This window comes from Bradyrhizobium sp. KB893862 SZCCT0404, assembly GCF_018130885.1.
GTDB lineage: Bacteria > Pseudomonadota > Alphaproteobacteria > Rhizobiales > Xanthobacteraceae > Bradyrhizobium > Bradyrhizobium stylosanthis.
In genome coordinates this window covers 311,452-325,506 of record NZ_JAFCLT010000002.1, presented here as the reverse complement: position 1 = coordinate 325,506, position 14,055 = coordinate 311,452, and the positions used below count along the sequence as shown (strand labels likewise).

Sequence of the window (14,055 nt, the reverse complement as noted above, 5' to 3'; positions counted from 1 at the left end):
CATGCGGCCCGTTTAGGGCGCAAACACCTCGCCGGTGTCCATGCGCACGTTGCGGATGGCGCGGCTCGCCTCCATCGCCGCGCGATGGGCGAGCGGCATGAAGCTGAGCAGCAGCGAACGCCGCCGCGCGCCGGAGCGGTTGCGGCCTGCGCCGTGCGGCAGATCGGCGTCGAACACCAGAATGTCTCCCGCCTCGCCAGCCGTGACCAGGGCCAGGCTCTCGTCCGGCTCGCCGCGGTCGAGGGCACGCGGGACGAGGCGCGTTGCGCCATTGTCCGGGCCGTAAGCGTCGAGGAAGACGAGCGCGGCCACGGCCGTCATGCCCGCGCCGTCGCGATGCAGCGGCTGGTGGCCGCCGTTCTTCAGCGGCTCGCGGCCCTCGACCTGCGCGAGAAAAAACGGGGCGCCCAGCATCTGCGCGGCGGCGGCCAGCAGCGGCGGCAGGCGGCAGGTTCGCTGTACCGAGGGATCGAGATCGACGAGGGCGTGGCGCCAGCCGGCGCCCCGCGGAGCGGTCCATTGCTCGCCGCTCCCCACGCCCGCGTCGAAGGCGGCGCGCAACGCATTGCGCCACGCCGCAGGAACGGCGCCGCGCAGCAGCAGGTAGCCGTCACGGTCGAGCGCGGCAGCCTGCTCTGCTTGCAGCGGCGCGACCCTGGTTGGCAGCGGATGTTGGCTCATGGCGTTGACTACAATCTAAACGTGTCGTCCGCAAGAGCGTCGCGCCACCACAGGCGATACAAGCAAAGCAAGAGCCGCGACCGACGACAGTGCGGGTGCGAAAGAATTCTGAAAGGTACCGAACTATAGGTGTCTCTGACTGGCGTGCCGAAGCGACGACGGCGCGCGGGCATTCAAAGCGATGCGGCGCAGGAACTTTGCGGCTAGGATCGCACTTGAGACGTGGATTCGAAAATTCCGGAAGGTTAGCCTTGTCGAACCGGCAGCAGCACCGCCCCAGCAAATACAGCGCCGCCGACGCGCCGGAGAAATCCGCACCGTCGCTGCTGAAGCGGCTCGGCCCCGGCCTCATCACGGGGGCGGCCGACGACGATCCCTCGGGCATTGCCACCTATTCGCAGGCCGGCGCGCAATTCGGCTTCGGGCTGCTCTGGACGGTGTTTCTGACGCTGCCGTTCATGATCGCGATCCAGCTCGTCAGCGCGCAGATCGGCCGGGTCACCGGCAAGGGGCTGGCGGCCAACGTGATGCAGATCGCGCCGCGATGGGCCGTGCTGGGGCTGGTCTCGCTGCTCGTCATCGCCAACACCTTCAACATCGCCGCCGACATCGCTGCAATGGCCGAGGCTCTGTCACTGGTCATCGGCGGGCTCAATCACGAGCACGCGCTGATCTTCGCGGCGGGCTCGACCATTCTCCAGGTGTTCGTGCCTTATCGCCGCTACTCGCCGGTGCTGAAATTCCTGACACTGGCGCTGTTCGCCTATGTTGCCACCGCCTTCACCGTGGAGATCCCGTGGAGCACGGCGCTGCTCGCCGCGGTGTGGCCGAAGGCGGACGTCAGCGGCGACTATTTCCTGATGGTCGTCGCCGTGCTCGGCACCACCATCAGCCCTTATTTGTTCTTCTGGCAGGCTTCCCAGGAAGTCGAGGAGATGAACCAGGGCAAGCGCGACAAGCCGCTGCGCGACCTTCCGAGCGGCGGCGATCCCGAGATTGCGCGCATCAGGGCCGACACCATCGTCGGCATGCTGCTGTCCAACACCATCGCCTTCTTCATCATCCTGACCACGGCTTCTGTGCTGCACGCCAATGGCGTCACCAACATCAATTCGGCGACGCAAGCGGCCGAAGCGTTGCGGCCGCTCGCCGGTAACTTCACCTTCGCGCTGTTCGCGCTCGGCATCATCGGCACGGGGCTTTTGGCGATCCCGGTGCTGGCGGGCTCGGCGGCTTACGGCGTTGCGGAGATCTTCGGCTGGCGCGCCACGCTGGAGGCAAGGCCCGAGAAGGCGGTCGGCTTCTACACGATCATCGCGGCCGCCACCATCATCGGCTTCGGCCTCGGCTTTACCGGGATCGATTCGATTCACATGCTGGTGTGGAGCGCGGTGCTCAACGGCATCGTCGCCGTTCCGATCATGGCGATGATGATGCTGATCGTCGCCAGCCGCGCCATCATGGGCCGGTTCAAGGCCCGGTCGTGGCTGGTCGTGCTGGGCTGGCTCGGCACCGCCATCATGGCGCTGGCCGTTCTCGCTTTGCTCGGCTCGTCGCTGATCGGCTGACTAGCCTTGCGACAGGGCCGCCGAGATCTGAGATGCGATGATGAAGGCCGCGAACACGGCCGGCACGCTGATGAAGCGCAAGAACTGGTCTACCGAAAGCATCGTTGTCTCCCCCAAAGACAAAAGCACCCGTGCCCGCCGCGCTACTCCACCCCGCGCGCGACGTGCTGATCGGCTGTCAGAAACAGATCGGAAATGGCGGCCCCGCTGATCGTGAGCAGCGCCAGAAGCGAAATCATGCCCAGAAATTTCATGGGCGGAAGGTCGGTTCCGATTGTGGCCAAAAACATCGGAGCCCGGTGCAATTTCGCGACGATCCCGGGAAAGATCTTGGCCATTTGAATCAGCAGCGGCGCGGCCGCGTCTTGATGCGATTGCTCGGGCGGGCCATGGCAGAAGAGGCGGAACCACCATGAGTCTCAACCTGTGGGCGAGCCAGTACAGGCTGGTGACGGCTGACAGTGTTGGTGGGGGGCGGCCGATGAGTAAGTCTTTTCTTGCGCTGGTCTTGCTGGACACGCCTGTAACGCCGGACATGGTTGCGCTCGCTGACGCGCTTCGCGCGTGACATCCTGAACTGCCGATGGAGGTGGACGGAGGCGGCGATGGTGGCGTGCGCAAGGGCTCGCCGCTGCAACGCTGCGGCAACGAACTCGTTGCCGTGATGTCGATGCCGGGACCTATTCCAGAGGATTCGGGCCTGTGGTCGCGCGCAGCCACGACATGGCCGGAGGGCAGGACGGTTGCGGCACGGCACCGGGGCCATCTGATCGTTTCGGTGCTTGGCCAAAACCAGCAGCCATTGTCCGCTGCGCGTCTGACCACGGCCGTCATCGGCGCGTTGATTGCAACCGTGCCGCAATGCTGCGGTGTGGTCTGGAATGGCGCGGTCGCACGATCCGCCGATCTCTGGTTGAAGATGTCGATCCAGTCGTTCGTCCCTTTCCCCGATTATCCGTCTTCACTGTGGTTCGACATACTGCCGTTCCGGTCAGACGCCGGCATCCACAATGGCATCATCGAAAGAATTCGTAATTGAGCCCGCGGCATCCCGCGGGCTTCCGCGTTTTGACGGTGCGTGAGGTGATGGTGCCCTAAGCCGCAGCCTCTCCGAACCACCTCGTCAGCGTCTCTGCAAGTCCGCTTCGGCTCCCGTCCCCGGCCCAGGCCACATGCCCGTCGGGCCGCACCAGCACGGCTTTCGGCGCGGCGACCTGTCCGACGAGGGGAAGCTCCCACGCGCCCTCGTAAGCGGCATCGACGAGATCGACGCGATCCGCCCATGGCGTGATGTCGATGACGTCGAGCTTGCCGAAAGTGAGCAGCAGGCCGCGCGCGCGGTGCAGCAGTGCGAACAATCGCTGCGGCCGGCCTTCGATGGTCAGGTCGAGATCGGGCATGCGCCGTCCGAGCAGCGCGTGGCCCTCGCCGAGATCGTAGTGGATGTCGAGCCCGCTCATCATCGCGCCGAGACGCTTGCGAGGCTCGTCCAGGGCGAGCAGCTCGGCGAGGACCTCGCGCGCAGCGACGAGGCCGTCGTCGGCGCGGCGGAGCAGGGCGATCTGCGCCCTGGTGTTGCGCAGCACGCGCGCGGCGACGGGATGGCGCTCGGAATGATAGCTGTCGAGCAGGTTTTCGGACGCGGTGCGATTGACGACCTGCGCCAGCTTCCAGCCGAGATTGACCGCGTCCTGCAGGCCGGTGTTGAGGCCTTGCCCGCCCACGGAGTGATGGACGTGCGCGGCATCGCCGGCGAGCAGCACGCGTCCTCTGCGATAGGACGCGGCCTGCCGCGCCGCATCGGTGAAGCGGGAGATCCAGGCGGGGTTTTGCACGCCGAAGTCGGTGCCGTAGACAGCGACGAGGGCGTCGCTGAGGTCGCGCAAGTCGGGCTCGCCGCGGCGCGCGAGCGTCGCTTCCGTGACGACGACCAGCACGCGACCGCTCTCCGCCTTGCTGAGGCCATGGAAGCCGAGCGCGTCGTGACGCAGGCCGAAGACCGGCTCCTCACGCATTTCGACCTCGGCCATGAGGTTGCTCAGCGTCGGGTCGGTGCCGGGAAAGTCGATGCCGGCCGCCTTGCGCACCAGGCTGCGGCCGCCGTCGCAGCCGACCAGGTAATCTGCGTGCAGCGTCGCGCCGCCGGAAAGCACGACGTCAATGCCAGTGCCGTCCTGGGTGAAGCCCAGGACCTCGGTGTTGCGATAGACCGGCACCGCGAGCTCCTCGACCCAGCCGGCCAAAATGCGCTCGATGTGGCTCTGCCGCAGCGCGAGACCGTGGGCGTGGCGGGTGGGGAGATCGCTGATGTCGAGCCTGGTCCAGGTAAAGCCGGCGAGCTGGACGATCTGCCCTTTGCGCAGGAAGCGGTCGGCCACGCCGCGCTGGTCGAGGATCTCGATGCTGCGCGCGTGCAAGCCGCCGGCGCGCGTGCCTGATAGCTCCTGGCCCGCACGCCGTTCGACCACGGCGACGTCGATATGGGCCAGCGCGAGTTCCGCCGCCAGCATCAGCCCGGTCGGGCCGCCGCCGGCGATGATGACCGCATGGCCCTTGGCCGGCGCGCGTGTTGCGCTCGGCCGGCCGCGCGGCCGGGATGTTGGAAGCAATACAGGCATGTCGTGATCCCTCGACCAGTTGTTCGGGTCGAGGCTTCTAAGCGATCACCGGGGGCTTGAAGCAAGCCCCTTGCGCACCACATATCAAGCTGGGAGGAAGGGCTCCTTCTCCCGCTGCGTTGACACGTCGGGCAAAACACCGGCAGAATGGCATCATCGAGATGCGCGCCGGTCGCCGCGCGCCCTAATCGTCCTTCGATAAATCGCCTGATGTCGTGGGAAGGTCGATAGTTCCGCCATCGCCATGCACGAGGTCGCGGCTGTTGTCCTCCGTCTCTCCGGCGTCTTCGATCACCGCTTTCTGTGTGTCGCGTTCCTTGTCGATGCGCGGCTTCGGCCCCGGAAGGTTTCGGGACGAGGTGGTCTGAGATGTCATGGCGGTCCTCCTGATCGCCCAACGCCTCTTGCGCGAATTCGTTCGTTTGACACGTCGGGCAAAACACTGGCGAAACGAGTTTGGTTCGCCCGCGCGGAGAAATCCGCCGCGGGTTTTTTCGTTTCGATGCCGAGATCGGACGGCGGCGGCGCATTGCGGCCACGCACTAGCTTGATACGCGTCAGGGAGCGCCGGTCGGCGCGCGCGCCGTCCGAAGCATTGCTGGCCGTGCACGCGCGAACGTGCCGGCCTTGCGGCGCCGGGCTTGTTGCCCGCGCCGCTGCGGTCTCCGGGTAATACGGAGATAGGGTTCGCGCCCGAAACGATCGCGCCTCGTTGCGTGATCTGCCGCGCATTTCCTTTTGAGGAGGGATGATGACCGCTTACCTGATCTCGCTCGCGGGTACGGGCCCGACAAGCTGATAGGCTATTGCGTCGCACTTTACTTCGCAAAGCTCCTGGTCTGGGACAAGGTTCTTGGCTTCGGTTCGACTGACGGCCTGGCGGGCTTTGCGGCGATCACGGCCAATCTCGTGGTTTCCTACTACTTCGCCAAGCGCGGATTCGAGAATATCGCAAGGATTATCAAGCGGTGAAGATGCAAGAGGACGAGATCAGCGCCATCGTTGCCGAAATGCTGACTGAGCAGCACAGGCTGCAGCAGGACAGCATCGACGCGATCGTGTCGAAGGCGGTCGCGTCTGTGATGGCCTCGTTTGGAATCGAGGATGACGACCGGAAGGAGGTCAGGGCGGACTTCCAGCACCTGCGGCGGTGGCGGAAGAGCGTGGAGCAGGCGCAGAGCTATACACTCAAGGCAGTGATCACGGTGCTCGTCACCGGTCTTGTGGGGGCCGCCTGGCTCGGGGTCAAAGTCATGCTGGGCAAGTGAGCTGCGACGGCGACCGAGTTGCCGTTGCCCGACCCGGAAGTGTTTCCGTCAATGAGCCATCCCATGTACAGAATTGGTGTCGTCGATGCCGACGATGAGGAGATCGTCGAGGTCCTTGACGATCTGCACCGGCTCACATTCTTCGATGGTGCGGCCATGCCGCAATTCGCGTCGGGTATGTGGTGGCCTCGCCTATCACAATGAAGATCCGGTAGCCTTCGCCGGCGTTGTGCCGTCGACCTATGCAAGAAACAGTGGGTATTTTTGCCGGGTTGGAGTCATGCAGCGGCATTGGGGCCGCGGACTTCAGCGCAGGCTGATGCGGGCGATCGAGGCGAGAGGGCGGCGCATCGGATGGGAGAGTATCGTCTCGGACACAACGGATAATCCGGCGTCCGCCAATAACTTCATCCGGGCTGGCTATCTGCTCTACGAGCCCGAGGTGCCCTGGGCCTGGTCGCATACCCTGTATTGGAAAAAGCGGCTACGCTGACTGGCGCGGGGTTTCCCGTGATGCGGAACGTAGCCTCGCGATGTAGAGCAAGCTGCGCGAAACCGGTGCAGTCCTGTAGGCCAGATTGCTCGAAAGGCCCGGCAGCTTGATGGCTGCCGGGCCTTTTTTGCGCTTTCAGGTATGTGGTTGAAGCACTTGCGAAGTCGGCTGCGCCGCGCTTTAAGTTTGCTCTTGCAGGAAATTCGGCGACCATAAGCCGATGTAAGGGAGCGCCACCGATGTCCACCACGCCTCAACTGCCCGAACGTTCGTCGCGGGTCACGGAAGGGCCAGCGGCGCTCGATGGTCTGCTGGTTGTCGATTTTACGCGCGTCGTTGCTGGTCCGGCCTGCACACAGACGCTGGCTGACTTCGGTGCACGCGTCATCAAGATCGAGAACCCGGACGGCGGTGACGATACACGTGCATATGAGCACGCCGAGATCGGCGGCGAGAGCGCTGCCTATCTTAGCCTCAACCGCAACAAGCGCGGTATCGCGCTCGATCTCGCGGTACCCGAAGCCCGGGAGATCGCACTGGATCTGATCCGCAAGGCCGACGTGGTCGTGGAGAATTTCTCGAGCGGGGTCATGAAAAAATTCGGCCTCGACTACAGCGCGGTCGCATCGCTCAATCCCCGGCTGGTCTATTGCTCGATCTCCGCCTATGGACGCTCCGGGCCGTTCGCCTCGCGTCCCGGCTTCGATCCCATCACCCAAGCGGAAAGCGGCTTCATGTCGCTCAACGGATTTGCCGATGGTCCGCCCGTTCGCACCGGCCCACCTATCGTGGACATCGCGACGGGAATGACGGCCTGTAACGCCATCCTCCTCGCCCTGTTGGCACGGGATCGACTTGGCCGCGGCCAGCACGTCGAGGTGGCCTTGTTCGACATTGCGATGGCGATGACGGGCTTTTACGGCATGGCCTATCTGATCAACGGTCAAAACCCCGGCCGGTTCGGGAATTCGCCGAGCGGTTCTCCCACCGTCGGTGTGTACGAGGCTTCGGATGGGCCTCTCTATATGGCCTGTGCCAACGACCGGCTCTATCGCCGACTGGTCGTCGAGGTGCTGAACCGGCCTGATCTCATCACCGATCCGAAATTTGCAACGCGCAAAGCGCGTTCCGAGAACAAGGAGCTTCTGCGGGCAGCCATCGCAGAAGTCTTTGCCAGCGATACCCTGGAGAACTGGATGGCAAAGATGAAGCTGGCCAACGTCCCCGTTGGCTATCTCCGCACCGTCGAAGAAGGATTTAACGCGCCCGAGGCCCGCGACCGCCATCGCTTGAGCCGGATTCCGCACCCTACGGCGGACTGGGTCCCCAACATCGAGACGCCGATTAACATGAGTCTGACCGGTGCGATTGATCCTGTGGCGGCGCCTCTGTTGGGCGAGCATACCTTGGACATCTTGCGGGACACACTTGGTTACGACCAGCACCGGATCGCCGAGTTCGGCAAAAAGGGGGTCTTTGGATCGCGCAAGGGCCCGCTTTAAGTCCGGCCGGTCGATCTCGTGGGCAGGCACGCGCGGCTTCCGGGGCTGCTCCACAATGCCGGTGTTTAGCGACGTCACTTCCTTTCGGGCAGTCGGGTCCAGCGCGATCGGCTTGATTTGACGACTTTCCCGCCGCATAAGTGTGGGAAAGCGAGGGATGCGGGATGGCGCCTGGTCAAGAGCCGAGCGTGGGCGGATCCGAAGGGCCGGGATCCGGTGAGCGTGCTTATGCGGCAATGATCGTCAGGGCGCGGGCGCTCCTGCCACGGCTGCGAGAGCGGGCTGCACGAACGGAAGAGCTGCGATACCTGCCGCCCGAGACCGAACGGGATCTGCACGAGGCCGGGCTGTTCCGGATGCTTCAACCCAAGCGCCTTGGCGGTGCCGAGCTCGACTACGTCGCCCTGATCGACTGCGCCGATCTGCTTGGACAGGCCGACGCTTCGGTGGCGTGGAATCTTGCCAATCTGGCGAGCCATCACTGGATGCTCGGCATGTTCGAGCAAGGGGCGCAGGATCTGGTCTGGGGTCGTGATCCGAACGCGCTGATCGCTTCCTCTTTCATCTTCCCTGCCGGTCGCGCCACGAAGGTCAAGGGCGGATACCAATTGCACGGAAGCTGGCCGTTCTCGTCCGGTGTCGCGTCTTGCGAATGGAACATGCTTGCGAGCGTAGTTTCCTCCGAGGACGAGGCCGACGGCATCGAGTATCGGATCTTCCTCCTTCCAAAGGACGACTATAAGGTGCTCGACACGTGGAACGTCGCAGGGCTGCGAGGCACGGGGTCTTGCGACGTGGAAGTCCGGGGCGCCTTTGTGGCCGACGACATGACGGTCGCCGTCGGCGAGCTTACCGGCGGCCGGACGCCGGGAAGCAAGGCCAATCCCAATCCATTGTATGCCTTGCCTGTATTTTCGTTGTTTCCTTATGTGTTGTCCGGCGTTGCGCTCGGCAACGCGCAGGCCTGCCTGAACGACTATATCGAGGTCGCGCGTCACCGGATTTCCACCTACAACCGGGCCAAGCTGAGCGACTTTCAAAGCACCCAGATCAAAATCGCGGAGGCTTCCGCCAAGATCGACGCTGCGCGCCTGATCATGCGATCGGCTTGTATCGAGGCCATGGAGGATGCAAGACGCGGCCATATTCCCGATATGGCGGCCAAGACCAGGTATCGACGTGACGGGTCATTTTCGGTGAACCTGTGTACGGATGCAGTCTCGATGCTGTTTGCGGCGAGCGGGGCGCGTGGCCTGTTCACGACGGGAGTGCTGCAGCGGCAGTTCCGCGATGCGCATGCGATCAACTCGCACCTCGCGTTCAATTTCGACGCGGCCGGAACCAACTACGGACGCGTGGCGCTGGGCCTGCCGTCCGAAAATCTTACGCTGTGAGGCCGGCCGATGAATGATCTGCCGAAGCATCCGGCCGTTCGCGATCCAGCCAACGAACTCGCGAGTGACAGCTCGCCGATCGATCCCCGAGATTTTCGAAGCGCGCTCGGTACATACGGGACCGGCGTAACGATCATCACCGCCGCGGCGGCTGACGGGAAACCTTATGGCATCACCTGCAATTCGTTCGCATCGGTCTCCCTGAATCCCCCTCTGGTCCTCTGGAGCCTGGGAGTCTATTCCTCAAGTCTGCCGGTGTTTCAGAACGCCAGCCACTTCACCGTCCATGTCCTCGGTACGGCGCAGCAGGCGCTTGCGAACAAGTTCGCCAAATCCTCCGAGGACAAGTTCGCTGGTGTCGATTGGACGCCGGGTCTCGGCAACGCTCCGGTGCTGGCCGAGAGCGTCGCCAGTTTTCAGTGCCGCTCCGTCAATCGCTACTATGGCGGCGATCACGTCATCTTTCTCGGAGCGGTCGAGGCCTATGCCTACAATGCCGGGGAATCTCTGCTGTTTGCGCGGGGGACATATGGCCGGTTTCTTGCCGACGATGAACGCAAGAATTCGCCGTAGCGCTTGCTCGCAATCGACGGCTCAATGTTCCGCCGATGATAATTTGTAAATCTCCAGCGCATCAGCATCCGCGCCACGCGCGGCCTTCGCCAGCCTGAAGAGTTGCCCTGCAAGCGATGCCATCGGCACGGGCGTCGATGTCGTCTGCGCGACATCGGCAACGGTATCGAGGTCCTTGAGCATCGTTGCGATGTGACCAAGCGGCGGGGAGTGAATGCCCTGGACCATTCGTGGCACGAAGAGCTGAAGCGGAATGGAATCCGCAAAGCCACCGGCAAGTGCCTCGGGCAAGCGGTTGGCGTCAATTCCCGAGTTCACGGCAAGGCGCGTTGCTTCCGCAAGAACGGCCATCGCGCATCCGACGATCACTTGATTGCACAGCTTTGTCGTCTGGCCCGCGCCGGTAGGCCCCATATGCGTGAACCTGCGTGCCATCGCGAGGACGTAGGGGCGTACCCTCTCGATATCGGCGGCCTCTCCGCCGGCCATGATCGCAAGTGTGCCTTCCTCGGCGCCCTTGCTGCCGCCGGATACGGGTGCATCGATCCAGCCCGCGCCATTTGCCTCCTTCAGCCGCCTCGCAAGGTCGCGCGCTGCGTCAGGATGGATCGAGGAGAAGTCGACCACGAGCTTGCCCGCACCTGGAGCGGCCGCAAGGCCTCTGGCCCCGAATATCACCTCTTCCACGGCTGCGGCGTCCGTGACGCACATGAAGACGATGTCCGATCCGGTCATGACGTCGCAAGGCGTTGCTGCGCGCCTGGCACCTGCTTCTGCGAGCGGAGCGACCTTGTTCTCCGAGCGGTTCCAGACCGTGACCTGATAGCCAGCCTTGAGCAGGCGATGGGTCATGGGTGTCCCCATCAGCCCGAGGCCGAGGTAGCCGAGCCGCTCGACGCCTTGCGAGTTTATCTTGCTCGTATCAGCCATAGGTTGCTTCCTCCTGTCGCAGCGCAATTGCCGACCCACCATACATGGGACGTACGACCGCGAAACCGGGCGGGCTTGCATGGCTTGCTTGATTGTTTGAACCATGAAACATTTGGACCGGTCGGGGTGGGTGGCGCCGGTCGGCGCCGTGGCAACGGAGTGGGCGCGATGCGAACGGTTTCGAGGTTGATGCTGGCAACCGCGGCAATGGTGGCCGTGATCGCGGGCGCAGGCCCGTTGCGGGCGCAGCAGACGATCCGCGTCGGCTGGACCATTCCGGCCGAGGAATCCAAATATTGGATGATGCGCAGGCCCGCTGAATTCCCCAATATCGGCAAGACCTACAATATCGAATGGACCCAGTTTCAGGGCACCGCGCCAATGACGCAGGCATTGGCGGCGGGCGCTCTGGATTGCGCGACGCAGGCACCGTTGTCACTTTCCAACGGCGTGGTTGGCGGCAATCTCAAGGCCTACATCGTGGCGCAGCATGTCTTCGAGAAGCCCGGCGGCTTTTCGGTCTATTGGGCGGTGATGGATGACACGCCGATCAAGACCATCGCCGACCTCAAGGGCAAGACTGTCGGCATTTCCGTGATCGGCGGCGGCACGCAGGGGCCGTTCAACCTGCTCCTGAAGCAGAACGGCGTCGATCCCGCCAAGGATATCAAGCTGGTCGAGGTCGGATTTGCCGTCTCCGAGGACGCGTTGCGCCAGGGCCGCGTCGACGCGGTCAACATGAATCAGCCGTTTGCCGCGCGCGCTGAGGCGAAGGGCGGCACCCGCAAACTGTTCTCGCTGTCGCAGGCCATGCCGAACATCGTGCACATTCTGGAAGCCTGCCGTGCCGACTTCGTCGACAAGAATCCGGAACTGGTCAAAGCCTATGTCCGCGACATCACGTCGGGCATGAAGAAGGCGCTGGCGAACCGCGAAGAGACCTTGAAGGTCGTGTCCGAGGTACTGAAGGCTCCCGTTCCGGTTCTCGAGACGTACCTGCTCAAGGAGAACGACTTCGGCCGTGACCCGGGAGCTGCGCCGAACTTCCCCGCCATTCAGAAGATGCTCGACATCTACGCAGAGACGGGAATGCTGCCGAAGCTCGACGTCGCTCAGTTCAAGCATCCGACGATCGTTGCACCGCTGCAATAGGTGGTCGAACGAACTATCTGGAGAGTGAGATCGCAACGTCCCGGTCGCCTGGGACATTGCATGAAGAAGATGCACGCATGAAGAAGTTGCGATCACGGGTGACGACGGACGGGCTCGACCGGGCTCCGCACCGCGCTTTCATGCGCGCGATGGGCCTCGACGACACTGCAATTGCCAGGCCGATGGTCGGCGTCGTCAGCATGAAGGGCGAGCAGACGCCCTGCAATATGACTCACGATTTCCAGGTGGCCGCAGCCAAGACGGGAATCGAGGAGGCCGGCGGGACGCCGCGCGAATTCTCGACCGTGTCGGTCTCCGATGGCATCAGCATGAATCATGAGGGGATGAAGTTTTCCCTGTTTTCGCGCGAGCTGATTGCCGACTCCATCGAAGCGGTCGTCCATGGCCTCGCCTACGATGCGTTGATCGGATACGGCGGATGCGACAAGACGCTTCCCGGCGTGATCATGGGCATGGTTCGTTGTAATGTGCCGTCCATCTTCATCTATGGTGGCAGCTCGCTGCCGGGGCGCGTTGATGGACGGACTCTCACGGTGCTCGACTCCTACGAGGCTGTCGGTAGTTTCATGACCGGTGAGATCGACGCGGCCACGCTCGAGCGGATCGAGCGGGCTTGCCTGCCAACGATCGGTGCGTGCGCGGGCCAATTCACGGCGAACACCATGGGGATGGTGTCGGAGGCAATGGGCCTGACCATCCCCAACGTGTCGATGGTGCCTGGTATCTACGCCGAACGTGCGCAGATCTCGCGCCGCGCCGGACGCCTGATCATGGAGATGCTGGAGCGCGGCGGACCGCTCCCGCGCGACATCGTGACGCGGAAATCCCTCGAGAACGGCGCGGCGATCGTTGCAGCGACGGGCGGCTCGACCAACGCTGCGCTGCATCTGCCCGCCATCGCCAACGAGGCCGGCATCGCATTCACGATCGATGATGTCGGCGAGGTTTTTGCCAGGACACCGTTAATCGGAAATCTGCGGCCGGGCGGCAAATACACGGCAAAGGATGTCTACGATATCGGCGGTGCTGCCGTGGTGATCCGCGAGTTGATCCAGAGCGGCCATGTCGATGGTAGCTGCCTGACCATCACAGGCCGAACGCTCGCGGAGGAATATGTCGCTGCCAATGCGCCTGATGGAGAAGTCGTTTACGCCTCGCGCACCCCGATCATGCCGGATGGCGGTGTGGCGGTGCTGAAGGGTAATCTCTGCCCGGACGGTGCGGTCATCAAAGTCGCAGGGCTGAAGAGCCAGTTCTTCGAGGGCGTTGCGCGCGTATTCGAAGACGAGGAAGCCTGTGTCAAAGCGGTTCGTGACCGCAGCTACAGGGCCGGCGAGGTTCTCGTTATCCGCAATGAAGGGCCCGTCGGTGGCCCCGGCATGCGCGAGATGCTCGGCGTCACCGCATTAATCTACGGCCAGGGTATGGGCGAGAAGGTGGCCTTGATCACCGATGGCAGGTTCTCCGGTGCCACTCGCGGCATGTGCATCGGCTATGTCTCCCCCGAGGCGTTCGTGGGCGGTCCACTGGCATTCGTTCGGGACGGCGACAAGATCCGGATTGACGCAGCTGGCCGCCGCATGGACGTGCTGCTCGACGAGCAGGAACTCGCGGCGCGCCGGCGCGATTGGAAGCCGCGGCCGCCACGTCACCGCGCCGGTGCGCTCGCGAAATATGCGCGTCTCGTCGGGCAGGCGCCGGGCGGAGCTGTGACTCATGAGGGCCCGGCAGAATGGCCCTGGTTCGAACAATGAGCCGCGTGCACGGCGGAAACAGCAGTCGATTTGGCAAGTTTCTTGCTAAGCTCGAGCCGCTGATGGAGGACATTCGGCAGATTGGTTGTGCGACGTTGCAC

Annotated in this window: 13 protein-coding genes and 2 pseudogenes; 10 read left to right on the top strand and 5 right to left on the bottom strand. The window is 63.7% G+C overall.

Features of this window, described 5'->3' with window-relative positions; all coding sequences use genetic code 11:
- Positions 1-12: 12 nt before the first annotated feature.
- Positions 13-681, bottom strand: a complete 669-nt coding sequence (locus JQ617_RS10315) for a phytanoyl-CoA dioxygenase family protein (RefSeq protein ID WP_212026232.1) — start codon at positions 679-681, stop codon at positions 13-15.
- 251 nt (positions 682-932) lie between these two features.
- Here JQ617_RS10315 and JQ617_RS10310 point away from each other — a divergent pair, with 251 nt between their 5' ends.
- Entirely contained in the window at positions 933-2,249 is a 1,317-nt protein-coding gene (locus JQ617_RS10310) for an NRAMP family divalent metal transporter (protein WP_212026231.1), read from the top strand.
- 143 nt (positions 2,250-2,392) lie between these two features.
- Here JQ617_RS10310 and JQ617_RS10305 read toward each other — a convergent pair whose 3' ends face one another.
- Positions 2,393-2,587: a hypothetical protein gene (locus JQ617_RS10305; protein ID WP_212026230.1), complete on the bottom strand. Its 195-nt coding sequence runs from the start codon at positions 2,585-2,587 to the stop codon at positions 2,393-2,395.
- 245 nt (positions 2,588-2,832) lie between these two features.
- Here JQ617_RS10305 and JQ617_RS10300 point away from each other — a divergent pair, with 245 nt between their 5' ends.
- Positions 2,833-3,288: a hypothetical protein gene (locus tag JQ617_RS10300; protein WP_249156941.1), complete on the top strand. Its 456-nt coding sequence runs from the start codon at positions 2,833-2,835 to the stop codon at positions 3,286-3,288.
- Between the two features lie 55 nt (positions 3,289-3,343).
- Here JQ617_RS10300 and JQ617_RS10295 read toward each other — a convergent pair whose 3' ends face one another.
- Both JQ617_RS10295 and JQ617_RS10290 read right to left on the bottom strand, forming a co-directional pair.
- Complete coding sequence (locus tag JQ617_RS10295) at positions 3,344-4,867, bottom strand: FAD-dependent monooxygenase (protein ID WP_212026229.1); 1,524 nt, start codon at positions 4,865-4,867, stop codon at positions 3,344-3,346.
- A 184-nt stretch (positions 4,868-5,051) separates the two neighbouring features.
- Entirely contained in the window at positions 5,052-5,243 is a 192-nt protein-coding gene (locus JQ617_RS10290; protein WP_212026228.1) for a hypothetical protein, read from the bottom strand.
- A 401-nt stretch (positions 5,244-5,644) separates the two neighbouring features.
- On the opposite strand from JQ617_RS10290, the pseudogene JQ617_RS40450 reads away from it, so the two are divergent.
- From JQ617_RS40450 to JQ617_RS10265, 6 genes and pseudogenes are all read left to right on the top strand, one after another.
- A pseudogene (locus JQ617_RS40450) lies at positions 5,645-5,839 on the top strand (hypothetical protein); the annotation flags it as partial.
- A 2-nt stretch (positions 5,840-5,841) separates the two neighbouring features.
- The gene (locus JQ617_RS10285) at positions 5,842-6,135 is read left to right on the top strand and encodes a hypothetical protein (protein ID WP_249157017.1); all 294 of its coding nucleotides are present in this window, start codon (positions 5,842-5,844) and stop codon (positions 6,133-6,135) included.
- A gap of 63 nt (positions 6,136-6,198) precedes the next feature.
- Positions 6,199-6,628, top strand: a pseudogene (locus tag JQ617_RS10280) (GNAT family N-acetyltransferase).
- A gap of 239 nt (positions 6,629-6,867) precedes the next feature.
- Complete coding sequence (locus JQ617_RS10275) at positions 6,868-8,130, top strand: CaiB/BaiF CoA transferase family protein (RefSeq protein ID WP_212026226.1); 1,263 nt, start codon at positions 6,868-6,870, stop codon at positions 8,128-8,130.
- 164 nt (positions 8,131-8,294) lie between these two features.
- Complete coding sequence (locus JQ617_RS10270) at positions 8,295-9,524, top strand: acyl-CoA dehydrogenase family protein (protein ID WP_212026225.1); 1,230 nt, start codon at positions 8,295-8,297, stop codon at positions 9,522-9,524.
- Positions 9,525-9,533: 9 nt separating this feature from the next.
- Complete coding sequence (locus JQ617_RS10265) at positions 9,534-10,097, top strand: flavin reductase family protein (protein WP_212026224.1); 564 nt, start codon at positions 9,534-9,536, stop codon at positions 10,095-10,097.
- Positions 10,098-10,118: 21 nt separating this feature from the next.
- Here JQ617_RS10265 and JQ617_RS10260 read toward each other — a convergent pair whose 3' ends face one another.
- Positions 10,119-11,132: an NAD(P)-dependent oxidoreductase gene (locus tag JQ617_RS10260; RefSeq protein ID WP_249156939.1), complete on the bottom strand. Its 1,014-nt coding sequence runs from the start codon at positions 11,130-11,132 to the stop codon at positions 10,119-10,121.
- 63 nt (positions 11,133-11,195) lie between these two features.
- Between JQ617_RS10260 and JQ617_RS10255 the strand changes: the two genes are divergently transcribed.
- Entirely contained in the window at positions 11,196-12,179 is a 984-nt protein-coding gene (locus tag JQ617_RS10255) for an ABC transporter substrate-binding protein (RefSeq protein WP_212026223.1), read from the top strand.
- 77 nt (positions 12,180-12,256) lie between these two features.
- Complete coding sequence (gene ilvD, locus JQ617_RS10250; RefSeq protein WP_212026222.1) at positions 12,257-13,954, top strand: dihydroxy-acid dehydratase; 1,698 nt, start codon at positions 12,257-12,259, stop codon at positions 13,952-13,954.
- Positions 13,955-14,055: the final 101 nt, after the last annotated feature.